At 42.1% G+C, this 22,356-nt stretch carries 25 protein-coding genes, 1 tRNA gene and 2 pseudogenes; 11 read left to right on the forward strand and 17 right to left on the reverse strand.

The genetic code is table 11. The annotated features are described in order from the left end of the window. Positions 1-87 precede the first annotated feature (87 nt). Positions 88-300: a glycine zipper 2TM domain-containing protein gene (locus LPB400_RS00835; RefSeq protein WP_003684747.1), complete on the reverse strand. Its 213-nt coding sequence runs from the start codon at positions 298-300 to the stop codon at positions 88-90. 254 nt (positions 301-554) lie between these two features. Between LPB400_RS00835 and LPB400_RS00840 the strand changes: the two genes are divergently transcribed. Then, a complete protein-coding gene (locus LPB400_RS00840; RefSeq protein WP_049330770.1) occupies positions 555-1,004 on the forward strand; it encodes a CopD family copper resistance protein in 450 nt (149 codons plus the stop codon). A gap of 33 nt (positions 1,005-1,037) precedes the next feature. Further along, entirely contained in the window at positions 1,038-2,012 is a 975-nt protein-coding gene (locus tag LPB400_RS00845; protein WP_107769496.1) for a TerC family protein, read from the forward strand. Between the two features lie 63 nt (positions 2,013-2,075). Here the strand turns inward: LPB400_RS00845 and LPB400_RS00850 are convergent, their stop codons facing one another. Continuing rightward, on the reverse strand, positions 2,076-2,474 hold the full coding sequence (locus LPB400_RS00850) for an Ag473 family lipoprotein (RefSeq protein WP_070645672.1): 399 nt from the start codon (positions 2,472-2,474) through the stop codon (positions 2,076-2,078). A 182-nt stretch (positions 2,475-2,656) separates the two neighbouring features. On the opposite strand from LPB400_RS00850, the gene LPB400_RS00855 reads away from it, so the two are divergent. Next, a tRNA-Lys gene (locus LPB400_RS00855) sits at positions 2,657-2,732 on the forward strand. 37 nt (positions 2,733-2,769) lie between these two features. Here LPB400_RS00855 and LPB400_RS00860 read toward each other — a convergent pair. From LPB400_RS00860 to LPB400_RS00890, 7 genes are all read right to left on the reverse strand, one after another. Continuing rightward, entirely contained in the window at positions 2,770-3,762 is a 993-nt protein-coding gene (locus LPB400_RS00860; protein WP_234395997.1) for a tyrosine-type recombinase/integrase, read from the reverse strand. Beyond that, complete coding sequence (locus tag LPB400_RS00865; protein ID WP_083301548.1) at positions 3,672-4,001, reverse strand: helix-turn-helix domain-containing protein; 330 nt, start codon at positions 3,999-4,001, stop codon at positions 3,672-3,674. Before LPB400_RS00865 ends, LPB400_RS00860 begins: the two co-directional genes overlap by 91 nt. Before the next feature lie 3 nt (positions 4,002-4,004). Beyond that, positions 4,005-4,259 (reverse strand): lipopolysaccharide heptosyltransferase, encoded by a 255-nt coding sequence (locus tag LPB400_RS00870; protein ID WP_070814588.1) that lies wholly within the window; start codon positions 4,257-4,259, stop codon positions 4,005-4,007. 8 nt (positions 4,260-4,267) lie between these two features. Beyond that, positions 4,268-4,702 (reverse strand): hypothetical protein, encoded by a 435-nt coding sequence (locus LPB400_RS00875; RefSeq protein ID WP_070814587.1) that lies wholly within the window; start codon positions 4,700-4,702, stop codon positions 4,268-4,270. Position 4,703: 1 nt separating this feature from the next. Continuing rightward, positions 4,704-5,462, reverse strand: coding sequence for a conjugal transfer protein TraL (locus LPB400_RS00880; protein WP_070829807.1), 759 nt, complete (start codon positions 5,460-5,462; stop codon positions 4,704-4,706). Positions 5,463-5,612: 150 nt separating this feature from the next. After that, positions 5,613-6,164: a TrbM/KikA/MpfK family conjugal transfer protein gene (locus tag LPB400_RS00885; RefSeq protein ID WP_049351571.1), complete on the reverse strand. Its 552-nt coding sequence runs from the start codon at positions 6,162-6,164 to the stop codon at positions 5,613-5,615. A 110-nt stretch (positions 6,165-6,274) separates the two neighbouring features. Continuing rightward, the gene (locus tag LPB400_RS00890; RefSeq protein WP_164836862.1) at positions 6,275-6,442 is read right to left on the reverse strand and encodes a hypothetical protein; all 168 of its coding nucleotides are present in this window, start codon (positions 6,440-6,442) and stop codon (positions 6,275-6,277) included. Between the two features lie 139 nt (positions 6,443-6,581). On the opposite strand from LPB400_RS00890, the gene LPB400_RS00895 reads away from it, so the two are divergent. Beyond that, on the forward strand, positions 6,582-7,202 hold the full coding sequence (locus LPB400_RS00895; protein WP_070814584.1) for a hypothetical protein: 621 nt from the start codon (positions 6,582-6,584) through the stop codon (positions 7,200-7,202). 1,237 nt (positions 7,203-8,439) lie between these two features. Here LPB400_RS00895 and LPB400_RS00900 read toward each other — a convergent pair. Then, positions 8,440-9,072, reverse strand: coding sequence for a LexA family transcriptional regulator (locus LPB400_RS00900; protein ID WP_107769497.1), 633 nt, complete (start codon positions 9,070-9,072; stop codon positions 8,440-8,442). 112 nt (positions 9,073-9,184) lie between these two features. Here LPB400_RS00900 and LPB400_RS00905 point away from each other — a divergent pair, with 112 nt between their 5' ends. After that, positions 9,185-9,400, forward strand: a complete 216-nt coding sequence (locus tag LPB400_RS00905) for a helix-turn-helix transcriptional regulator (RefSeq protein ID WP_049351607.1) — start codon at positions 9,185-9,187, stop codon at positions 9,398-9,400. A 2-nt stretch (positions 9,401-9,402) separates the two neighbouring features. Continuing rightward, the gene (locus tag LPB400_RS00910) at positions 9,403-10,164 is read left to right on the forward strand and encodes a hypothetical protein (RefSeq protein ID WP_107769498.1); all 762 of its coding nucleotides are present in this window, start codon (positions 9,403-9,405) and stop codon (positions 10,162-10,164) included. A gap of 597 nt (positions 10,165-10,761) precedes the next feature. Here the strand turns inward: LPB400_RS00910 and LPB400_RS00915 are convergent. Beyond that, positions 10,762-11,145 carry a hypothetical protein gene (locus tag LPB400_RS00915; RefSeq protein ID WP_070814583.1) on the reverse strand — a complete coding sequence of 128 codons (384 nt, stop codon included), beginning with the start codon at positions 11,143-11,145 and terminating at the stop codon, positions 10,762-10,764. 708 nt (positions 11,146-11,853) lie between these two features. Here LPB400_RS00915 and LPB400_RS00920 point away from each other — a divergent pair. From LPB400_RS00920 to LPB400_RS00940, 5 genes are all read left to right on the forward strand, one after another. Beyond that, positions 11,854-12,252: a phosphoglycerate kinase gene (locus LPB400_RS00920; protein WP_070829814.1), complete on the forward strand. Its 399-nt coding sequence runs from the start codon at positions 11,854-11,856 to the stop codon at positions 12,250-12,252. Between the two features lie 53 nt (positions 12,253-12,305). Next, positions 12,306-13,094: an N-6 DNA methylase gene (locus LPB400_RS00925; protein ID WP_107769499.1), complete on the forward strand. Its 789-nt coding sequence runs from the start codon at positions 12,306-12,308 to the stop codon at positions 13,092-13,094. A gap of 14 nt (positions 13,095-13,108) precedes the next feature. Beyond that, positions 13,109-13,420: a hypothetical protein gene (locus LPB400_RS00930; RefSeq protein WP_225905459.1), complete on the forward strand. Its 312-nt coding sequence runs from the start codon at positions 13,109-13,111 to the stop codon at positions 13,418-13,420. Between the two features lie 368 nt (positions 13,421-13,788). Then, positions 13,789-14,133, forward strand: a complete 345-nt coding sequence (locus LPB400_RS10955; protein ID WP_225905458.1) for a hypothetical protein — start codon at positions 13,789-13,791, stop codon at positions 14,131-14,133. 297 nt (positions 14,134-14,430) lie between these two features. Beyond that, positions 14,431-16,230 (forward strand): ShlB/FhaC/HecB family hemolysin secretion/activation protein, encoded by a 1,800-nt coding sequence (locus tag LPB400_RS00940; protein WP_219089132.1) that lies wholly within the window; start codon positions 14,431-14,433, stop codon positions 16,228-16,230. 252 nt (positions 16,231-16,482) lie between these two features. Here the strand turns inward: LPB400_RS00940 and LPB400_RS00945 are convergent, their stop codons facing one another. The 6 genes and pseudogenes from LPB400_RS00945 to LPB400_RS00965 form a co-directional block, all read right to left on the reverse strand. Beyond that, positions 16,483-17,115 carry a hypothetical protein gene (locus tag LPB400_RS00945; RefSeq protein ID WP_070843229.1) on the reverse strand — a complete coding sequence of 211 codons (633 nt, stop codon included), beginning with the start codon at positions 17,113-17,115 and terminating at the stop codon, positions 16,483-16,485. A gap of 157 nt (positions 17,116-17,272) precedes the next feature. Then, a complete protein-coding gene (locus LPB400_RS00950; protein ID WP_219089134.1) occupies positions 17,273-17,764 on the reverse strand; it encodes a contact-dependent growth inhibition system immunity protein in 492 nt (163 codons plus the stop codon). Beyond that, positions 17,765-19,555 (reverse strand): annotated as a pseudogene (locus LPB400_RS00955) (hemagglutinin repeat-containing protein); the annotation flags it as partial. A 98-nt stretch (positions 19,556-19,653) separates the two neighbouring features. After that, positions 19,654-20,116: pseudogene (locus LPB400_RS11130) on the reverse strand (hemagglutinin repeat-containing protein); the annotation flags it as partial. 292 nt (positions 20,117-20,408) lie between these two features. Then, positions 20,409-20,927 (reverse strand): hypothetical protein, encoded by a 519-nt coding sequence (locus LPB400_RS00960; protein ID WP_070646027.1) that lies wholly within the window; start codon positions 20,925-20,927, stop codon positions 20,409-20,411. A 389-nt stretch (positions 20,928-21,316) separates the two neighbouring features. Next, the gene (locus tag LPB400_RS00965; protein ID WP_107769506.1) at positions 21,317-21,811 is read right to left on the reverse strand and encodes a hypothetical protein; all 495 of its coding nucleotides are present in this window, start codon (positions 21,809-21,811) and stop codon (positions 21,317-21,319) included. Between the last annotated feature and the right edge of the window lie 545 nt (positions 21,812-22,356).

Raw genomic sequence — 22,356 nt, forward strand, 5'->3', positions numbered from 1 at the left:
ATTAAGAATATGCGCCCCTGATGGAACGCAATATATAAGGCCGTCTGAATGTTCAGACGGCCTTTTTATTTTTAACCGAATAAAGGATTAGTAGCGGGTATGAACCTGACTGCCGATAACGCCACCCAAAGCCGCGCCACCCAAGGTAGAACCGGTATCGCCACCAATCAAGTTACCTGCCACGCCACCCAATACCGCACCAGCAGCAGTGTTGCGTTGGGTTTGGGTCATATTGGCACATGCACCCAAAGAAGCGGCCAGCATGATCAAGGTCACAGTTTTTGCAAAAGTTTTCTTCATGGTTTGATTCTCCATCAGGGGTTAAGCTGTATATGGAGCAGTATGGCACAACCTTTCATTAATATATTTTCTGATAAGTAAAGACAGATTAAACTAAGATAACGCCCTTGATGAACGGTTAACTTCAAAAACAAACGGAAATTCCAATAGAATATTTATAAAATTTAATATATTTGGCATAAAATTGCGCATACATCAACCGCATTCGGTAGTGATACAATGACGACTTGTCTGAATTACCGGAAACACCCGTCATGAGTATCTACGCACTGGCACACATCATCCACGTTTATTGCGCGATTGCCTTTGTCGGCGGCGTATTTTTCGAAATGCTGGTTCTCTCCGTTTTGCACACCGGCCGCGTTTCGCGCGAATCGCGCCGCGAAGTCGAACGTGCCATGTCCTATCGTGCCGTCCGCGTAATGCCGCCTGTCGTCATTACCTTGTTCATCAGCGGCATCGTGATGGTGTACAACCGCTACCTGCCGATACTTCACCACCCATTTGACAGCTCTTTCGGCATCATGCTGAGCATCAAAATCCTGTTGGCAATAAGCGTTTTGGTACATTTTGCCATCGCCGTCGTCAAAATGGCACGGCACACCCTCACCGTCGGCTGGTCGAAATACATACACGCCGTCGTATTCAGCCATATGCTGTTTATCGTCTTTTTTGCCAAGGCGATGTTCTACCTGTCTTGGTAAACCTTACCCATACCCCACACACAAGGATTGTTTATGACCCAATACCCGTCCGTCGGCTCGCCGATGTTTTACGGCATCTTCTTTATTGCCGTCTCAATCATGATCGCCATCGATATGGTATCGCTGAAAAAAAACGGCGCCCACAAAGTCAGCATAAAAGAAGCCCTCGCCTGGAGCGGCATTTGGGTGGCCGTATCCTGCACGTTTGCAGGCTGGCTCTATTTTGAACTGGCGGGCAACCCGACTTACGGGGCCGTTGTCGCCAAAGAAAAAGTCCTCGAATTCTTCACCGGCTATGTACTCGAAAAATCCCTTGCCGTCGATAACATCTTCGTTTTCCTGATGATTTTCGGCTACTTCAAAGTAGAACCCAAATTCCAACACCGCGTCTTACTCTATGGCGTATTCGGCGCCATCGTCCTGCGCGCCATCATGATCTTCATCGGCGCAGCCTTGGTACAACAATTTGAATGGATTTTGTACCTCTTCGGCGCATTCCTCTTATACACCGGCATTCACATGATGAAGCCCGAAGCCGAAGTTGAGGAAGACCTTTCCCAAAACAAGATCCTAACCCTGCTCAAAAAAGTCATCCCGACCAGCCAACAGTTTGACGGTGAAAAATTCTTTACCATCGAGAACGGCAAACGTATCGCTACGCCGCTTTTGCTGGTATTGATTATGATCGAATTGAGCGACATCATCTTCGCCGTGGACAGCATCCCTGCTATTTTCGCCGTAACCACTGACCCTTTCATCGTCCTCACTTCCAACATTTTTGCCATTTTGGGCCTGCGTGCCATGTACTTCTTACTGGCAGACTTTGCCGAACGCTTTATTTTCCTCAAATACGGCTTGGCTTTCGTGTTGAGCTTTATCGGTATCAAGATGCTGATTATGCACTGGGTACATATCCCGATTTCCATTTCCCTGTCCGTCGTCTTCGGCGCACTGGGCGCGTCCATCCTGACTTCTTTGGTGTACACGCGTCAGCAAGAGAAAAAATAATCTGCCGATATAAAAAGGCCGTCTGAACATTTCAGACGGCCTTTTCAAATATCAAACACCAGCTTATTTAGCAGCGTCTTTCAATTTGTCGGCAGCTTCTTGAGTCGCATCGGCTGCTTTACCCATAGCGTCTTTAGCTGCGTCTTTGGCAGCATCCTTAGCATCAGAAACAGCTTCTTTAGCTTCTTCAACCGCTTTACCGGCAGCATCTTTAGCGTCAGAAACTGCTTTATCCGCAGTTGCTTTAGCATCTGCAGCAGCGTCTTTAACATCAGAAACAGCTTGCTCAGCCGCACCTTTGGCTTCAGAAGCAGCAGCATCAACAGCAGAAGCTGCATTTTCAGCAGCAGCGTTTACATCGGAAGCAACAGCAGAAGCCGCCTCTTGGGTTTCTTTTTTCGCTTCTTGTGTACACGCCGCCAAGCCGGCTACCATCATTGCAGCAATCAATAATTTTTTCATGTTGTATATCCTTTGGTCTAAAAAATATCCGTCAAAACTGACAGACCCAAAAATCATAACATAATAAATGCTCAAAAAAGGAAGAATTAACGCCAAATAACAGCCAATTTACGTTTTTTGAAAAAAATTTCAAAAAAATAGTTGACGAAAAGAAACAAGTTCCCTATAATGCACAGCTTATCGGGTCGTTAGCTCAGTCGGTAGAGCAGCGGACTTTTAATCCGTTGGTCGAGCGTTCGAATCGCTCACGACCCACCACTTTTCCTAAGCCTAAACAATTGTTTAGGCTTTTTTCTTAGCCACCGCCTATATTGGGGTGTGCCTGTTTTGTGTCGAAACCAAGACCGACACTGTCTAATATAGCCGCGTGTCCGTGCAAATGTTCGGGGGCTAGATGGGCATACTTCTGAACCATCCCGACATTTTCCCAACCACCCATTTCCTGCAAAGCGGCGAGCGGAACTCCGGCTTGTACCAACCAACTTGCCCATGTATGCCTCAGATCGTGCCATCTGAAATCAACAATGCCTGCCTGAGACAATGCGTTTTTCCAAATACGCGAGCTGATGCTTTTCACGGGTTTACCGTTTGGTAGAGTAAAAACAAAAGATGGATGTTTGCCCATCCGTTTTTCCAATATACCGAGTGCCGTCTGATTCAGTGCAACGCCGATAGCGCGTCCTGCTTTGGCTTCGTCGGCCTCAATCCATGCCGTCTTGCGGCTTAGATTGATCTGCGACCACTTCAGCCCCAGTACATTGCGTTGCCGCAAGCCTGTCGCCAAGCTGAACACTGCCATATCAGCTAAATACTCCGGCAGGGCATCAATCAGCTTTTGGGCTTCTTCATGCTTCAGCCAACGGATACGGCGTTTGGCTTCACGATACAGTTTCAACTTAGGCACATTGTCCAGCCAGCCCCATTCTTTTTCCGCCTTATTCAAAATCGATCGGATTAAGGCAAGATAGCGATTTTTGGTACTATCCGAACAAGTCATGCGGTTAATAGTCTGCATGATGAAATCACGGCTCATATGGTGCAAGAAGATACCTCTGAAATGAACTAAACAGCGCAAACGGCTTATATCATCCCTGATGCTTTTCTTGTCCCCCATCTCTTCAATCCACCGAACTGCCGCTTCATCCCACAGTCGTTTCGGTTTTTCGTTGAAATTTTCCTGCTGCCACAATTCATGTTTCAGTTTGTCATGCAGCCTTTGGGCTTCATTTTTGTCTTTGGTGCGAGAAGATTGTCTAATTCTTTGACCGCTTTGCGTTGTGATGTCAATGTAATAGACGCCATTTTCGCGTTTATAGATCGGCATTTTTGTTCACTCCTACTTTCGAGTGAAGCCAGCATTCGCGCATTTTCCAGTTCGTTTATAAATGCGTCAAGTGCGGGCTGCGTGATACAGTATTTCCGTCCGGGCATGGAGGCTGCCAAACGGCCGGAGCGGATATGTTCCCGTATAGTTTCGGGATGGCATTTGCAGTATTGAGCCGCTTCTTTCACGTCATATGTCTTCATGGATTACCTCGATATTTCATAAACCGTGTAGGGCGCGTTTTCCTGTAGTAGCGACAGCCGTCTAACTGCCGCATATCGCTTGATACGGGATTCCAACACTAAAAAGTTGTTTCGGTCGATATAAAACAGCAGGCAGAGATAACCCTGCCTGTCTGCTTCGAGTGGAACGAGACGGAAGTGAGGAAACTGTTCATCCTTTGGATTAAACAGGGCGCTTACTTTTACGGTAACAACTTCTACACTCTTCTCTATCAGCATAAAGTTCCCTAAACAAATTTCAGAACAAGTATGGAACAGAAGAAAATCAGTGCCGCAACTAACCATGACCGGTTTATCTTCGTTGTTACTTCGTCAAGGTATCCCTTCATTTGTTTGTCAATTTTGGCTTGGATTGAGGCGTACAACTTGCCTTCACTTTCAGCTAGCTCTTTACCATACCCTGCTAGAAGATCTGCCATAATCTGTTCACGATAAGTCTTCAAATCTTCAGCAATTTGAACTGCCGTTTTCAACGGTTCTTCGATTTCTGAAGTAATTCCGTCAAAATCCTCACAAGTACGGTTACGTTGTTCTTCAAACAAGGCTTTCAACCGGCTTTCCTGTACCAACAGAATAGCAATAACCGGGTCGTCTGCTGTAAGTTTGATACCTGAAACCCGGAACACGTCGGCAATAATGGCATCTACTTCTGCTTTTCCCATATCATGCCTCTGATTTTTCCGGTTGGCGTTGAGTAGCCAAAAACTCTATTTGATCCAGTTGTTCATACAACTCACGCTGTACCGTACGCAGACGTTGGCGAGGCATCAAGCCAAATTCACCTGAAGTTTGTGCTTCAGTTAAAGTCAGGTTTTTGGTTGTCATTTCCTTTATATCTGCACCAAACGTATCAGGGTTGCGATGTGAAATATGTACCACGCCGATAATACGATCCTTGTATTGCTTATAAACACCAAATTCTTCAAACGGTTTATCTTTAGTTACCACACCTTGAAAGTCGTTAAGCCAAATAACCACTTCAGCCTGTAAAGCATTTAACGTTTGCACCAAACCTGTAATACAGTCATCAAGAGCCTGTCCACCTACAAGTGGTACATGAATAATCATGCGGATACCGTTTTCGGCCAAGAAGGATGGTACTTCGTTTTCTGCCATATAAGACATCAATGGCACAAAAGTAGCAGCCCCGTTGTCAATGACAGCAATACCTTCCTCGTTTACCAGCTTCTCAATCAATCCATCAAAATAGCGGGAATCAATATTATTACTGTCATTTAAAATATCGATTACTTCAGGATTTAACGCCGAGAAACGGCTAAAAGAAGGATTTACGGGATCAGTATCAAAGCAATGCAGTTGCTCTCCACTGGCTTTTGCTTTGAGGTAGTCACCTAAAAAACTTGCAATCGTTGATTTACCAACGCCGCCTTTACCTTGTGCAATAAAATGGACTTCTTTCATGGCATAACCTTTCGTTTGTTCAAATGATTTTTTACAAAAAGAAACCTGCTCGTCCCTGAACAAGTTTGTGTTTGTAAAAAAAGCAGCCCTATATAGCAGGGCTGCCGAAGCTGCTAAACATTTATGCCTATGTAGAGCAGGAGTGAAGATTTAACGAATATCTACCCAGCGACCACCATTCTTCTCTTCGCCGACATATCGTACTTTATCGCCCGCAGTCGTCCATCCGTGGTCGTAATAAGCCTTGCAGTATTCCGGTTTATCAGGTCTGACGTAAAACTTTTTAACCATCTGGCAATTTTCATCAGACGTATATTGTCGGCCAAAACGATATTTGTTTTTTTGTTCGCATACCTTCTCAAACCTTGAATAACGCATCATGCGGTTCAACTCTTGAGCATCACACCGGCCAGCTCCATTTGCAATTGCATCAACCAAACCCGACATTTCGGCACTTTCCGAACTACTCGGACACATTTTTAAAAAGTTACGACGCGCCTTGATCGTATTGCCCAATTTTTTGTGGCGAATCGAAAAATATCGTCTAATAGAAGACGCACATTCGCTTGGACGATCACCTGATGACAGACATAAAATTGCCTCACACGCCAAGCGCGTATCGCCTGTAAGCACATCGTCAGCATAAGTCGCCGGCGCTGCTCCCAGTAACGCCGCAATTAACAAACCCAAAGATTTTTTCATACACACACCTTTTCCATATTGAAATAAAAGACGAAAAAAAGGATAATCTGCGTACCCCTACGAGATCATCCATCTAAACTTAAAGCCGCTTTTGAATGAAAGCGGCTTTTTCATTGCCAAACAACTGTGCGAACTTGGAACTTACATCCATCCTGAACGATATTCACACATAAATCACCATTACCTTTCATCAACAGATCAACCTGTTTAGATGCGGCTCTCATACTATGATAAGTACCAATAATGATTTGCTTAACGGGCTTGCGGATCTTTTTCATGTTACTTCCTTTCGCTTTTAGATGAAGTGAAGGTCGTCTGAAACCATTTTCAGACGACCTTGAGAATAGGCGGGCATTTCTCTACCCGTGTTAAGATTGGATTACCACATCTTCTCTTTACACGAAACAAGAAATGCCCATGAAAAACAATCAAAAAGAGTTATTTGAAAATATTACTATCAGTGTTGTTTATGGCTCGCTTTTGATAAAAAGTATGCCTCTATTTATTTTTTTATGCGTGATATTTTCCGCTTGGCAGCTATGGGAAAACCATAGTGAAATCTCAATAAAATTTAAATGGACGTGGAAACTATTTGTTTCTTCAGCACTTGCATTATTTATCGCCAAAATAATTTCGATCCATCATTTCAATCACAAATATGGGATCTATCCCGAATATCTTAACTATTCAATTTCTGTATGGACTATCATCACTGCTATTACGTTTTTAACACTTCCAATCTTGTGGCATATACTCAAACTCATGATAGAGGGTAGAAATGCCCCGTTATTTAAATCTTTTAAAAAAGGTATCTATGCAATAACACTCTTAATTATGTGGGGGCTTATTATCAAAGCATATGATAAAGCTACCGAGTATGATCGCTGGCCACTCATGTTGGATGCGTACAGCTATTCCGACTGCAAAACAAGTCAAGGTAGTATTGCCATACGAAAAGATGATACAACGTGTTACCGATTCATACTTAGCTATCCACTCAAAATAGAGATGCAGGAATATCCATCACCTAAACCATGAGGAGCAACCGTGGCATGAGCCGACATCCAAGGATAACCAAATAATCATTTCCGATATAATCCACACCTGAAATCCGATGGCTATCGTTGTCAAAGCTGATTGCCTATCGTACTCTTTCCAGCCTCGGAATATATAGAATGAATGCAACAACGCCCATGTTAAAATTATAGACAGTCTGATTTTATTGCAGCAGTCCACTTATCATTCATCTCCAGAAGATTATTGCAGGGCTTTCACCTGCTCCCCGACCTATTGCCGGTAGTCAGCCTTATCAGGACATCGCTCAAAACAGTAGGGTGTGATAAATACCATACTGCCGATTTTTACCCTCCCGCTACTGCTTACTGATTCACAGGCAAAGTGCTTGTACAGAACATCACACACGGACGGTTTCGGAACCGCTCAGTCTTTTTACTCCGAGCCACTGAGTTGCCCGCCACCCTATAATGTAGCCAGGCGGTAGAAAAAACTAATTTGGAATATGTTTTAAGACAAATTTATCTTATAATGCGTTTTTTCGTCATTTGTCATAATGACACCATTGAACTATAATAAACTATCTGATTATTTCAGATGAACCCAAACGGAAACCCGCTTCTTGCACAAGCGGGCTTGGATTTGGATACATGTTTAAAGACGGGTAGCGCCGTCTGAACATTTGGGCATTTGCCCTACCGGACTTTTCCGATAAATACCCGCTCACGGCGGGGAATATAAAAATCAAAATGTACTTTGCAGCTTGTCCGCAGATTATCGCTGCTGCATCGGGATTACGTCCCGATTAAAAAATACGTCCAACTTGCCGCCTGTTACCGGACCCCACTGGGCAACCCGGATGCGCGGCATTTTTTTTGGCAGGTCAGATGCTGCCTGCAACCGTTTGTCCGATTTACCCAAAGGCTCGATCACCTTTTTTACGCATGATGTTTCAGTCTTTTCAGGCCAAAACATCTCCGAAGGCCGGTTGCTTCGTTCCAAATATTTAAAGATCTTTCTGCGTTATTTGCAGAATATATTTGTATTATAAGCAGATTATTTTCTGCGTCAAGTGCAAATTTGCATTTTAATGAAAATAAAAAGGCCGTCTGAAAATTCAGACGGCCTTTTTATTAGGCAGTTGAAGATTATCCGTGAGCATTGGCCACTATTCCTGAATAACAGAGTGATTCATTCAAGAATAACTTTGGATTTACAGAAACTCCTTGCAAATCATTATTCAGGTTGAAGATAGGTGTAATTATTTTCTTCTATATTTTCGATGCTCAACCATGACCCCCAACGTTTTCAACTCAGAGTGGGAAGAATGGAAAATTTCAAAATCTTCATTTAATGGATATAACTCAAAAACTTTTTTTCCATCAATAATGCCACGGGCACGATATTTCCTGAAAAAAATATCCTGAGCATTACTTGTTGCCAAAACAAAGTCTCCAGCTTCGGCTTGCAAAGTTGGGTCTAAGATAATCTTATCGCCTACCTGAAAATCCGGACTCATGCTTAAATCATTTATCTCGAATGAAAAAGATTGTGCTGAAATTATTTCTTCAGTTATCAACCATTCGTCGATTTTTAAAAATTCAACATGACTTTGGATTTTATCCCAATCTAATATTTGCTGCTTATTTAACAAAGGAATCCTATGATAGCCAGATGGAAGAGAAATATCCTTTGCTATATGAGATGACATCAAGTCAACAGGGGAGCAGTTTAAGGCTTTAGCAATTACGCTTATCTTTTCAGTAGTCAAGGATTGTTGACCTCTTTCTATTCTTGAGAGGTTACCAGTATCCGAACCAATTTCAAGAGCTAATTGCTCAAGAGTCATTTTTAATTCTTTTCGCCTAGCGCGAATGTTTTGTCCAATATCCATTCTTGCATTCTCTAATTCTGCGTGAAATACATCAAAGCTGTGAAAGCAGAATAGCCTTGTTATTTTTCTGCGTTTAACGCATAATAAAAAAGTTTTTAGTAGGAATCAGATTATGACTTCACCTTTAAAATTAGCTCGCCTAGGGCGAAAACTGACGTTGGAACAAGTTGCCGAATTGGTTGGCAGCGATAGTGGGAATATTTCCAGAATTGAAAGAGCGAAACAAATCCCGAATAGAGATTTGGCAGCAAAGCTGGTTGAGTTATTTAGAGAAGATGGACTCACGGAGGTTCATCTTTTTTATCCAGAACGGTTTGAAACCAAATAACAATGCTCACAGCCGAAATCCGCCACCACATAACAACGGACTTCGTGGTTTACCGCGAGTTCGGGCTTTTGTGCGGCTCCAATATTCAGGCAACGACATTATTGTCAGGGCTGTTTTGGTGGAGCGACGTGGCCGATAAAGAACCAAAACGTCAGGGTTGGTTTTATAAAACCGCTTCCCAGCTGTTCGATGAGTTCGGACTGACACGGCGTGGCTATGAAAAGGCAAGAAAATTCCTATCCAGCAAAGGCATTATCCAATGCCGACGTGCAGGTGTACACGGCAGGATGCACTGGCAGCTCAATAAAGAGCGTCTGTTAGAGTTATGCTATCTTGTCAAAGGTAAACCAGTGCCGCAATTCAACAGCCGTTACCATCTCGACATCGACAATTTCCGTCTTGAAAAGTGGATCAATCTCGATCTTTGGAATGACTTCCTCAAAATGCGCGCCAAAAAAGGCAAGTCAGTCACAATTAAGCAGAAAAAGATCCTGCTCAACCAACTCAAAGACCTCAAAAATAAAAATTACGACTTGGAAGCTGCTATGCGAAAAGCCATTCTAAACGGCTGGACAGGCTTCTACGCATCCGACCGATCGCCTATCCCCTCACAGCCGACACCTGAAGCAAAAGCCCTTAAGGTACTCGCGGAATATGAGGCACAAATCAAACAATCCGTTCATCCTCCAGATACAGACGGACAGCGGAATCCTGACAACCCTCATCGTCAAAATCTCCAAAATTACTATAAGAAAAAACAGTAACCATCATCAGGCTGTTGGCACAGCCATGCCCCAAAGCTGCTCCGGCAGCTTTTTTTGCGCTTTTTGCCGGTAGATATGTCGCCTAAAAGGCTGTTTTGTCTGTTTCTCTCAACAATTTGAGATGTGATGGGCTGTTTTTCTGCTTCGTTTACCTATTTTTATCCGAATCAAATTTAAAGAATAAGTTTTAATGTTGAATATAAGTATATGAAAATATTATGTTTGTACATAATGAGCAAAGAACTTTGGCTTTAGAGGACATAGCACTTTGTCCGTATAGGACGGCCTTTATACAAAGATCACCTTCACAGACCACTATCAAAAAATATTACAGGCTCGCGCCTGACTGTTTTTTGTGCAATTTATGATGGATGTAGATGGATATTGACGTTTGAGAGGATATAGACTCTTTTTGAGGGAGAGATATGTACAGGTTTTGTGGATAAATCGTTAGAAACATGTACAGGGCAGAACAGGAGGAATTTGTGTAGATTAACCTGTGAGGAAGCGCAGTTTTACCGCTGATACACCCGAAGATTTAGCATATTTGAAATTATTTTTTTGAGTAAAGGCCGTCTGAAAATTCAGACGGCTTTTTCATTTGTAGTCCTTTGGATTAATCGGATTTTGCCAATCAAATTTGTTCTTTCCGAAATTGGATTGAGCCAAAGTTTCTTTTGGCTTTTCAGGTTCAGAAACGGGGCTTTTTGAATTAGTTAATTTATTATCATTTTGAGATTTTTCTACCTTCTTTTCAGCTCCTAAATTCATTTTTTGAAGCCGGGAACGGATGAATCGATTTAATGCCTGTTGGCTTACTCTTACATTTTTCTTTTCAGCCAAAAACTGCAATATTAGTTTTTCAGTAAACCCAAGCTGCTTCATTTTTAAAATTTCATCTTTATAAGGCTCCAGTACGGATCGTTTCCCTGGACTCAATTTTTTTTCATACGATTTGATGAAATCTTCTAAATCACTCATACACACCTCTTACAACATCAAAACAACATTAATACAACCTATTTTACAACCTATACAACACTTATACAACATTAATACAACCTATTACAATAATAAACAACTAAAAACAACATTTAAACAACATCTATACAACAAATATACAAACATATTTACAACATTAATACAACATTATTACAACAATAAAACAACATATACAACATTAAAACAACCACTGTACAACCTATTTACAACGTATATACAACTAAACAACAACACATATACAACAATTAAACAACAAATACCTCCTCTCCGCGCGTACTTCTTCTCTCAAAAAAGGATATTGGCTAAGTACCAATAAATTTTAACTACAACGCAGGATAGGCAACGAGTGCCAAAAAACGCACTAAATGCGTTTTTCAATTCCGCCCAACAAGGCGGAAACGCCGCAAAGCGGCTGAAGGTTTGAACAACCATCGGGGGCATCTGCCGCCGTGTTGTTGGTTGATGTCTAAATTTCAAAGCGCAAAAAGTCCAGACCAAGACAAGTGTCTCTGCACGTCTTCCACCTTTTCCACCACGCCACAGAAGGCGCACCGGACAAAGATGAAAGCCGCACAAAGCCAGTCTGGACTTTTTGCGCTTTGAAATTTTTAACGACATCACAACACGGCGGCAGATGCCCCCGATGGTTGTTTATTTATGAATGAACATTTATGAAAGGACTATCAGATGGGATTAGATATGTATGGCTATACCATGAAAGCCGAGTTTGTCGGCGACCGTCAAACCGATGTGAATGTGAGTGAAGATGAACGCGAAGAAGCAGCACTGAATCATTTTGCCTACTGGCGAAAATTTAACCATCTTCATGGTTGGATGGAAAACTTATATCGTCAAAAAGGCGGAAAAGCTGAAGTCTTTAATTGCTGCACTGTTCGGCTAGAACTTGAAGATTTAGACCGTCTGGAATCTGATTTAAATGAAGAAAAATTGGAATACACGCCGGGCTTTTTCTTTGGAGACGATGAGATATATCCCGAAGACATTACAGAAACTAAAAACTTTATTGCAAATGCCCGTCTAGCAATAGCTACGGGACAAGCAGTGTTTTATGACAGTTGGTGGTAATGGTACACGGTTTCAGGCGGTAAAGGCCGTCTGAAACCATAGGGAGCAAGAAGATGGACAACACTGTTAAAGAGCTGAAAAAACGTATTTATTCGTTTGGTGCTGCATACAAACCCTCTGATGTTTTTCGTGATTTCGTAGAGCTGGCAGCCCTTGCGATTTTTAATAGTTATATGCGGGATGATGATTGGGAAATACGCGAGGAACGATACCATACTATCCGCCGAGAATATAAAGAAGAGGCTTTTAAAATCTTTCCTGAGCTGTTGGGCGTTTTGGCTTCGGGCTGCATTAGAGCGGTGAACGTCGGAAGCTACGAAGATTTTTTGGGTGAGCTTTATATGGACTTGGGAGCGTCGAACGAGCGTAACGGACAGTTTTTTACGCCAATGTCTATATCAAGAGTGATGGCAAAACTGGCGGGAATTGACACGGTGGAGAAGCTGGAGAATAAAAGATTTGTTTCTTTACTTGAGCCATGTTGTGGCAGTGGTGCGAATCTGCTTGCTTTCGCCGAACATATCGCCGATAGCGGAAAAATTCCAAGCTTACATATGGCAGCGGTTGCGGTAGATATTGATGTTTTATGTGTGTGGATGTGTTTTGTGCAATGTCATTTTTACGGTATCCCCGCAAAAATCATACATGGAGACAGTATAAAAAACGAATTTCATACGGCATGGCGGACGGTGCATTGGTTGCGTGGCGGTTTTGAAGACTATATGAAAGCCGAAATTGAAGCCGACAAAAAAGCCGCTTTCGACGCAAAACAGCACAGCCAAGACGAAACGAAGATAACCGCCCCTTTGTTGACTTTGGAAGAACAGTTGGTCTTGTTTTAAGGAAAGGAAGAAGCGTGATGATTCAAGATGTGAAAAAAGTGGATTATGACAAAATGTTTTCTGAATGCCTAAAAAGTAAAATTCCAACTGAAACGAGGCTGGATACCGAAGCCCTAATTAATCTATTAATGTTGGAAAATGTTTCTGAAATTGAAGTGAGCATTAGAAAAGGTTGTATAAGAGCAACACATTTTATAGGTTCTGACAAAAAATATATCTATGACACAGGTATTGATGATGAAGAAATTCAATGGGAAATTGAAGATTTCAAGGCTATTTATCCGCATACATGGTGGACGGTAGAGCAGGTTATTTACAATGACTAAGATATAAAGGTTGTCTGAAACGGCGATTTCAGACGACCTTTATATGCTGAAGGGAAATTAACGGAAAGAAACGCCCGCCGCAGCCCCGTTACCGCCTCTCAAGGTTCGGCAGAAACGTCCCCACGCCCCCAAGAGAAAAACAGACTTAGGCAACTTTTCCGGCACCTTCGGCAGCCTGCAAAATTGCCATGCCTATTTTTCTCTTGCCCCCTACGGCGGGCTTTTTTATTTATGAAAAATTAGTACTATTCAATCTAGTAGCTGACAGCTCTTAAAACTGGAGCTATTTAGACAAAATATCTGCCTTTGTCGATTTTGATCGGTGTTTAACGTGGGCTGGGATGAAAAATAACACATAAGGAAAACTAATGCTTTTACTACGGCGTGAACACATTGATAGGTTGTTTGATATGTTAATAGCAAACCGCAGGTTTGATACCCCATTTAAAATTACGGAGTACGATGGTGGGATGAATTTTTTGGGCGCGTTTGGCGAAGTCCCAGTACACGAGCTTGGAAATCGATCGACGACATTGTGCTTCGAATGGAAAGGGGAAATCTCTGAACCACGAGATACCCATGATATTGCGGGGATGAAGCCAAACATTCTTTATGACTTTAACGGATCAGGAAGGCACTTTGATAACCTTGATCCACGTTACCTGCTTCCTGTGGGTTCAAAAAGGGCTGATACTGAAGCATATCGTAATTAATGACGAAGACGAGCTTTTGAGGATTTGGTGTAGCCGACGAAAAATTTATTTTTACCGATACCGACTATTGAAAGCCATCCCAATTGTGCGAAACATTTTATTGCATAAGGCATGGCAGGAAATTTACCGGATAAATGAAATGTGTCGTAACACTTCATTTGAAATTGCCATATGCAACCGCCTAATGTAAGATGAATAAACATACAACCGAGTTTTCATCTGCTAGAGCTAATATAAGGTCTATTTTTTGGTCATTACTATAATTGTCCACTTACATTATTTAACTTAATTAATTCTATGAACCCCTTCTTTTCCTCCCAAGCCATATTTCCTCCATTATCACTATTATTCCTATCATTGATAGCTGCCTTTCCTGTCCCAACATCAGCCGCTCCCACTCCCGAAGCCATTTCACAACAACAGGATATTCTCCAGCGTCAACGGGAGAAGCAGCTGCGTGAACAGATGTTGCCTGAACAAGATGTGCGTTTAGATGATGCTGATACAGGTAGGGAGAAGATGGCAACACAGGCAGGTAGTGCAAATTCGGATGAAGCAAGCCCATGCTTTCCTATTTCTGAAGTGGAATTGGTAGGTAAAGGAGCCGCTCAATTTCGATTTGCGCTCAACCAGGCTTTGCGCCAAACACATTTTGTTCCCGGCAAGTGTTTGCATGCGGGCGATATCAATCAAATCATGTCTTTGGCGCAAAATGCTTTGATCGGCAGGGGGTATACCACGACACGTATTTTGGCTGCGCCACAAAATTTGAATAGTGGCAAGCTTCAATTAACACTGATGCCGGGCTATCTGCGCTTCATACGAATCGATAGATCTAATGATGCCCAAACCCATGCTGAACGCATTGCAGCATTCCAAAACAAATTTCCCTCCCGCTCAGACAATCTGTTGAATCTGCGTGATTTAGAACAAGGACTGGAAAATCTCAAACGGCTCCCAACAGCAGAAGTCGATATCCAAATCATTCCCGTAGAGGACGAACCAAATCAAAGTGATGTTGTGGTGCAATGGCAGCAACGTTTGTTGCCCTACCGTGTAAGTGTAGGCGTGGATAATTCAGGCAGTAAAACAACGGGGAAATATCAAGGAAATATCACTTTCTCTGCTGACAATCCTTTTGGACTGAGTGATATGTTTTATGTAAATTATGGACGTTCAATTGGCGATACGCCCAATGAGAAAAATTTTGACGGCCATCGCAAAGAAAGCGGATCGAACAATTACGCAGTACATTATTCAGTTCCTTTTGGTAAATGGACATGGGCATTCAATCATAACGGCTACCGTTACCATCAGGCAGTTGCCGGATTATCAGAAGTGTATGATTATAATGGGAAAAGTTATAATACTGATTTCGGCTTCAACCGTCTTTTGTATCGTGATGCCAAACGCAAAACTTATCTCGGTGTAAAACTGTGGACAAGGGAAACAAAAAGCTATATTGATGATGCCGAACTGACTGTACAAAGGCGTAAAACTGCAGGTTGGTTGGCAGAACTTTCCCACAAAGAATATATCGGCCGCAGTACGGCAGATTTTAAGTTGAAATATAAACGCGGTACCGGCATGAAAGATGCTCTGCGCGCACCCGAAGAAGCCTTTAACGAAGGCTCGTCACGTATGAAAATTTGGACGGCTTCGGCTGATGTAAACATTCCTTTTCAAATCGGTAAACAGCTATTTGCCTACGATACATCTGTTTACGCACAGTGGAACAAAACTCTGCTCACATCCCAAGACAAACTGGCGATCGGTGGGCGCTACACCGTGCGTGGCTTTGATGGTGAAATGAGTTTGTCGGCTGAGCGAGGCTGGTATTGGCGCAACGATTTGAGTTGGCAATTTAAACCAGGCCATCAACTTTATTTTGGGGCTGATGTGGGACATGTTTCAGGACAATCCGCTCAATGGTTGTTGGGGCAAACTTTAGCTGGTACAGCAATGGGGATACGCGGACAAATGAAGCTTGGCGGAAACCTACATTACGATATATTTACCGGCCGCGCATTGAAAAAACCCGATTTTTTCCAATCAAAGAAATGGGCAAGCGGTTTTCAGATAAGCTATACGTTTTAAAACAGTATCGTCAAATGAGCTATAAGGAAGAGATAATAAAATTTGATAATAGCTGAGACCCTGCAAAATACCTCTCTTCACCTATTTACTGACAGCCAAAAGCCTGTGTTGGGGTTCAGCTGTTGGGGGAAAAGGAATTTTGCAAAGGTCTCAGGATGTGTGTTGTTATACAGGTAAATAAAGGTCGTCTGAAACGGTTTTGCTGTTTTCAGACGGCCTTTTGAATTCATACAAGCTATGGCTTGCTTATCTTTATAATTGTCCAAATTTCCAATAATCCCGCCCTTCAATTTTCCAATAACAAAATTCGTCTGGTATTAAATACCCAAAATCCATTGCCTTTGAAAACCAGCCGTCATAAACATAATCTTCATGACATCTGTCCCAATCCATATGAAGGTAAACTTCCGTATCAAAATTAATATAGAACAACGGCAGTCTCGAAGAAATCTGATTGATTTTTAAGAAATCACTTTGCTGGCCAGAGTCTGAGATAGGATCATTGTACGACAGCTTATTCTCGACAACGGAATATAACCTTACCGCTTCATCAGAAGTAAACCCCTGAAACATCAGTTCCTTCAATTCATCCTTTTTTAATACAATGACTGAATCTGATTGAAGATAGCTTTCAAAATTGTCCTTAGTTAATTGCCAGATGCCGTTTCGGTAATAATAACTATTCATTTCATCCTGATATTGTTCTAACGTAATATTACCGTTTTTAAAATCCAAATCTAAGTCTAATTTCATGTTTAATATAAAATTTTCCTTATAATCAATCAAATAATATATCTTTTTCTTATAGACAAAAATAGATATGCATTGAGTATATTGAAAGATGGCATTTAATAATTCAGATTTAAATTTCTCAATTTTTTCCATATTTGACAAGTTCCTTAATAACTTTATCTTTAGCAAGTCGTAGCCCACATTAAATCTGCAGCTAAGGTGTGCGCGGTACGCACGCACGCGAGCTTGAGTCTAATAAAAAAGTCGTCTGAAACATTTTTCCGGCTTTCAGACGACCTTTTGTCAAATATTATCGGCAGCGGCTCAATGCCAACCTTAAACCTGCTCCGATTTCTTCAGGGCTGTTATCCAATGATAAAATTACATCGTCTGCATCAATGGCATCCCACGCTTCCAGCTTGACATGGTGGCTCGGGCTGATTTTCAGGCAGCCGTTGTGCAGCCAAATATCCCCGCTCATCATGTTTTTAAATAGGGCGCGTCTGGTTTTATAGCCCAAGTTCCCGCATAGATTGGCAACCCAATCCTCATAACGTGGTTTAAAACTTTCCTGTTTTAAAAAATCAATACGTTCAGCTTCGTTGTCTAACGTCCTGCTGTTCGCCAATGCTTGTAAGACTGTCGTGCCTAAAGTTCCATTGTCGGTATCCAATGGCAGGATATGGGGGGGATATAGGTGGTCTGGAGCATATCGCCCAAATCCTGACCATGTTTGAATAATCAAGGCTCTTTCATTTGCCTTATAGCCAGCCCAATAATCTTGTTCTTGATTGAAAGTCATTTATTCGATCTCCGTAATTTTGACTGTAATGTTTTGACTTTTGCCATACTCTACCACACGTTGCAACTGCAATCTTTGCTCCTTATTAGTTTGTGCGGGTATGGCCAGATGGATTTCACGCTGTTTGATCATGTCGGCCCTTAACGGTACTCCTGATAATTCATAACTTTTGAAATTTGCCGTCTTATCGATGTACCCTTTCATGGTGCTGTAAAGCTGTTCGGGTTTGGACAGGCGTGCCGTAGTTTGCGTATCCAGAGTTTTGGCACTGATTGCTGTGCCTGTTGTTGCATTATAGTAATCGAATACTTTGAAATTTCTCGGTAGTCTTGCATCAATAGGTAACCCCTTACCGACATAATCCTCCCAAGGCATTCCCTGTCCTTCAATCCCCTTGCCCCACTTGATACCGACTTTGGATTGGGGCAGGACATTTCGCTGTACGTCAGCAATTTTCGGAGGCGAGGAAGTTTTCACACCTGTTGCCAAGCCTCCCAATTTGCGTGTAATCAGCGTTTCCAATCCCCATATGGCTAGATTTTTCGCATCAGATACTAACGGCGATTCGTATTCTATTGGTGTACCCAAAGATAGGACAACTTTTTTACCAAAATCGGACTGATAGGTTTCAAACAATTGCCGGCTTCCTTCTGAGGCCTGTGTATAACCACCGGTCATACCTGTCGCCGCAATAAGTCCACCGCCAACACAGCCAAGCCCGGTACTGCACAGACCTACGCCTGCAGCACCCGAACCGACAACAGTCGTTGCACCCAATCCCATATTGCCCGCCCCCTTAATTTTGGTGGCAGCCCGGTCGTAACTGCTGCGTATATCGTTCAGTCTATTCCAGTTTCCATATTCAAATGCACCCGTCCGCATCAATATATTTTTTTCCGCCACAAACTGTTTACCGGCATCTTGAAGTTTTTTTAGTCCTTTATAAAGAGGGTCGAAGTCAGGTACGCCTTCCGCGCACCGGGTTAATGCACATGCAGCGGCTTTTAGGCGGTACTGTTCTTCAGCCGATCTGCCTTTTGACAGTTTGTTAAGGATTTGTGTTTCTTTCGGATGCAGCTGCCTATTGTTCCAATCGACATTCGCCCCTACTGCCGCCGTACCTGCATTCCCGCCCGCCGCATAGCCGATGGCCGCTCCGCCCAGTGCGTTGACCGCCGCTTTGCCCGCCGGGCCGAGGTTTTCCGCTGCTTCGTCCAAATACGGTGCGGCAAGGGAAGTGCCGCCGCCGGCCAGTATGCCGCCGAGGTTGCCCGTCGTCAGTCCGCCTGCCGCCCCGTGCAGGATACTCCTGCCTATGCCGCCTTCTTTCCAGGTGTCGTAGCGGCTTTGGTTTTCGGCAAGGTAGGCGTTTACTTGACCGAGGGATGCGCGGATGGCGGCTTTTTCGGCTTCGCTGTCCGTGTTTTGCAGTTCGGCCTCCAGCAGGGTTTTGGCTGCCTGATACCGTTCGTAACTTTGGGTATTGCCGAGTTTGTCGGAAACGGCTGCTGTGGTTTGGGCGGCGTTTTTGCCGAACTCCTGCGTTACTTCCCTTTGCAGGTTGATCTCTTTGACAACCGCGTCTTTGTCGAAGCTGTTTTTCAGACGGCCTGAGTGTTGATCCGCAGTTTCGGTGTCGATGCCGGTGTGGATACGCGCTTCGGTTTCTTTGGTAGTCCTGCCGGTTCGGGCAAGTTGTCCCGCTTTGTCGGTGATGTGTATGTTGCGGGTGTTGATGCCGCTGCGGGTGGTGCTGTTTTTGCTGTCTCCATCGCTGCCGTAGCCGATGGCGTTATTGTTGTTTTGACCTTTAGAAGCATCAGTCAAGCGGATTCCCGGGCCGGAGTCGGCAGGACGGTTTTGCCCCATTGATTCACCGCTGATTGCAACACTTGCCCCGATACCGAAGCTTTTGCCTTCGTAGCGGCTATGGTTTTGAATGTCGCTGGCAGTAAGGGTGGCCGTCTGAAAAAGGTTTTTTCCTTTGTCTTCGGCACTCTTGCCGGAGGTGATGATGCCGCCATTGAGGTCTGTGTTGTCTCTGACTTTGATTTGATAGCCGTCTTCTCCGGCATAAATACCACTTTGCTCGGTTACGGAGGCATGGTCTGCTTTGACTTTGCTTTGGCTGTAACTGCCGCTCGCACTGAATCCGTAACCGACGGTAACTTGGACGTTGCCGTTTTGCTGTTTGCTCTGATAGATTTCTGTGTCTTGAACGCTTTCTATATGGAGGTTGCGCGTATCTGCCTGTACGCCTTTGCCGATGATCTGCGCACCTTTGAGGGTGGTATCCCCGCCGCTTCGGATGGTGGTTTTGCCGGCCGTGCTGCCGACATGGGTGTGGCGGTGGGCTGCTTTTGTCTGATTGCTGTAGCTACTTGTTGAAAGAAAGGCCGTCTGAAACCGTATTTGTTGTTTCAAACGGCCTCTTAGCTCAAACCTTGAGAACCGCATGTGTGCGTTCCACATACATCCTACTTGTTGAGTTTAGATTTCATATGGGCTGCGGATTGCTCATGATTCATGGTTATTCTCCTTTTCTAGTTTGCAAGCTGCGGTTATTTAGAACAAGATTTAATTCAGTCATAAGCTTCTCATGATGAAAAATGTAAACATGGTTTTCTATAACTTATTCTATTAATTATGTATTCAATAAACTCAAATCATCATTTGTTGGAATGGTAAGGTGATTTTTATTATTTCTAGATTCCCCATTAACATATTCTGAGAATGCACATGTTTTGCAGCAATAAACTAATCTATTAGTCTCGATTTCCTTCCATAAATCAAAACCATAGGTGCCATGGCAAATATTACATTCCATATCTGGTTCTTGAATAATAAATAAATTCTCTAAAAAATTTTGTAGCGATTGATAAATATATGAATTTTTTCTTTGCATGGAAATATCTATTTCCCGTTTAAGAGCTTTTAAATCGTAAAAACTAATTAGTGATTTTTTTATTGGATAATTAGGGATATCTGAAATTTCTATATTCATAAATTTAGAAATATTTGAATAGTGATCTAAAAATTCTTTCTCTAAACTAGGATAATCATGTAACCATTTAAGAATTAAAGTTGCGAGTAAGATATGATCTACATTATTACCTATACCCTCTATTTTTTCTTTTAAAGAAAGTATTATTTTTTTTTGCATAATTACTGCCCTTTCACTGGATATGTTGTGATTAAATTTCCCATTTCGTCAGTAAATATCTTAATATATCTAGTTGGTGTTCCTCCTTCCTTCAAACTAGTTATACCAATATTCTTACCAGTATCGACTACGCGGACAAACTGACCGCCAGGGATGGCTGTTACTGGAGAGGACATCGTATTTCTACTTTGTAAAATAACTTTTAATTAATTTGGAGTTATTGAAAAAATAGAACGGTTATTTTCAATTACCCTATAAAATGGCCGTCTATTAGGGTTAGCATAGGTGTCACCGCCGCCGCTCAAGCCGATCAGTAAAGGAACAGTTTCCTAGTTTTTAGCCAACCTGTATTACATAATGGGGAGAATATCTTAAATAAGCAAGCATCCTCAATCATAATTGAGAGAAATTATTTTTTCAGAGTCTAACTCCGTTAATATGATTAACTTATTAACTTTATCTATTTCCCAGTCTGATATTATATCGGTAGATACTAAATTCTCTCTTGTTAAGTTTTTATCTGTAATAATTGCACCCAACTCATGAATAATACAAATTTTTTGATTCTCCAATAAATAAATATCAAAAACTATTCCATCTATATTTAGCATATTAACTTTTAAATTTTGTATAGAAATACAAAAAACGACTGAATCAAATCCGATAAAAATATTTTTATCATCAAGTATTAATACTTTTGGGGAAATACTTATACAGGAAACAGCTAATCCAATACATATATTGAATTTTTTGTGAAAAGAAAGAATGAAACATCGATAAATCTCCTTTCCTTCCTCTTGTAGAATGATATATTTTTGATAGGTGTTTATTAAATAGTCTTCTAACTCTCTTATAGAGTTATAAGGATATTTCGTTAACCTCATTATTTTGCTCCATGCCTAAAGCGTCCTGTTGGTCCATATATTTCACCCGTTATGAGTCTGTTTCCATCCCATATAGTTTCAAGTTTAACAACTCCTTGAGGCCCTGTTAAAAGAGTTTCTATAATAACTCTTCCGTTTTCTTGAACTAGAATTATATTCGATGGATTAGCATATGCATCTTTTAGGTGGAGACCTTTGCAATAACATAAGTTATTAAAATTTTATGCTCAACACCATTTTCAAAATGAGGAACCTCCCTGATTTCTTCCACTTTTTCTCAATATCAGAAAGGTTTTAGTCGATTGAAAATTTTTTAGCACATTTTTATGCGTCAAATTTCGTTAACAGACTATTTTTGCAAAGGTCTCAGGTGATGTAATAAATATTGGCGTGTCGCGACAAAGAAAGGCCATCTGAAACCTGTTTTTCAGACAGCCTTTTGCCATACAATAGAGAGTATAGACATGCTCAGCCTTGTAAACTTTACAAGTTAGCGTGAGTACCATATCGCACATATCCTACTAGAAAATTTCATGCAGGCTATG

It is taken from the genome of Neisseria perflava (genome assembly GCF_019334725.1).
Classification (GTDB): domain Bacteria; phylum Pseudomonadota; class Gammaproteobacteria; order Burkholderiales; family Neisseriaceae; genus Neisseria; species Neisseria subflava_A.

Bases quoted from the DNA above. Each gene is read 5' to 3' on its own strand.
- LPB400_RS00835 (WP_003684747.1), bottom strand. From the start codon at position 300: ATGAAGAAAACTTTTGCAAAAACTGTGACCTTGATCATGCTGGCCGCT.
- LPB400_RS00840 (WP_049330770.1), top strand. From the start codon at position 555: ATGAGTATCTACGCACTGGCACACATCATCCACGTTTATTGCGCGATT.
- LPB400_RS00845 (WP_107769496.1), top strand. From the start codon at position 1,038: ATGACCCAATACCCGTCCGTCGGCTCGCCGATGTTTTACGGCATCTTC.
- LPB400_RS00850 (WP_070645672.1), bottom strand. From the start codon at position 2,474: ATGAAAAAATTATTGATTGCTGCAATGATGGTAGCCGGCTTGGCGGCG.
- LPB400_RS00865 (WP_083301548.1), bottom strand. From the start codon at position 4,001: ATGAAGACATATGACGTGAAAGAAGCGGCTCAATACTGCAAATGCCAT.
- LPB400_RS00870 (WP_070814588.1), bottom strand. From the start codon at position 4,259: ATGCTGATAGAGAAGAGTGTAGAAGTTGTTACCGTAAAAGTAAGCGCC.
- LPB400_RS00875 (WP_070814587.1), bottom strand. From the start codon at position 4,702: ATGGGAAAAGCAGAAGTAGATGCCATTATTGCCGACGTGTTCCGGGTT.
- LPB400_RS00880 (WP_070829807.1), bottom strand. From the start codon at position 5,462: ATGAAAGAAGTCCATTTTATTGCACAAGGTAAAGGCGGCGTTGGTAAA.
- LPB400_RS00885 (WP_049351571.1), bottom strand. From the start codon at position 6,164: ATGAAAAAATCTTTGGGTTTGTTAATTGCGGCGTTACTGGGAGCAGCG.
- LPB400_RS00890 (WP_164836862.1), bottom strand. From the start codon at position 6,442: ATGAAAAAGATCCGCAAGCCCGTTAAGCAAATCATTATTGGTACTTAT.
- LPB400_RS00895 (WP_070814584.1), top strand. From the start codon at position 6,582: ATGAAAAACAATCAAAAAGAGTTATTTGAAAATATTACTATCAGTGTT.
- LPB400_RS00900 (WP_107769497.1), bottom strand. From the start codon at position 9,072: ATGGATATTGGACAAAACATTCGCGCTAGGCGAAAAGAATTAAAAATG.
- LPB400_RS00905 (WP_049351607.1), top strand. From the start codon at position 9,185: ATGACTTCACCTTTAAAATTAGCTCGCCTAGGGCGAAAACTGACGTTG.
- LPB400_RS00910 (WP_107769498.1), top strand. From the start codon at position 9,403: ATGCTCACAGCCGAAATCCGCCACCACATAACAACGGACTTCGTGGTT.
- LPB400_RS00915 (WP_070814583.1), bottom strand. From the start codon at position 11,145: ATGAGTGATTTAGAAGATTTCATCAAATCGTATGAAAAAAAATTGAGT.
- LPB400_RS00920 (WP_070829814.1), top strand. From the start codon at position 11,854: ATGGGATTAGATATGTATGGCTATACCATGAAAGCCGAGTTTGTCGGC.
- LPB400_RS00925 (WP_107769499.1), top strand. From the start codon at position 12,306: ATGGACAACACTGTTAAAGAGCTGAAAAAACGTATTTATTCGTTTGGT.
- LPB400_RS10955 (WP_225905458.1), top strand. From the start codon at position 13,789: ATGCTTTTACTACGGCGTGAACACATTGATAGGTTGTTTGATATGTTA.
- LPB400_RS00940 (WP_219089132.1), top strand. From the start codon at position 14,431: ATGAACCCCTTCTTTTCCTCCCAAGCCATATTTCCTCCATTATCACTA.
- LPB400_RS00945 (WP_070843229.1), bottom strand. From the start codon at position 17,115: ATGGAAAAAATTGAGAAATTTAAATCTGAATTATTAAATGCCATCTTT.
- LPB400_RS00950 (WP_219089134.1), bottom strand. From the start codon at position 17,764: ATGACTTTCAATCAAGAACAAGATTATTGGGCTGGCTATAAGGCAAAT.
- LPB400_RS00960 (WP_070646027.1), bottom strand. From the start codon at position 20,927: ATGCAAAAAAAAATAATACTTTCTTTAAAAGAAAAAATAGAGGGTATA.
- LPB400_RS00965 (WP_107769506.1), bottom strand. From the start codon at position 21,811: ATGAGGTTAACGAAATATCCTTATAACTCTATAAGAGAGTTAGAAGAC.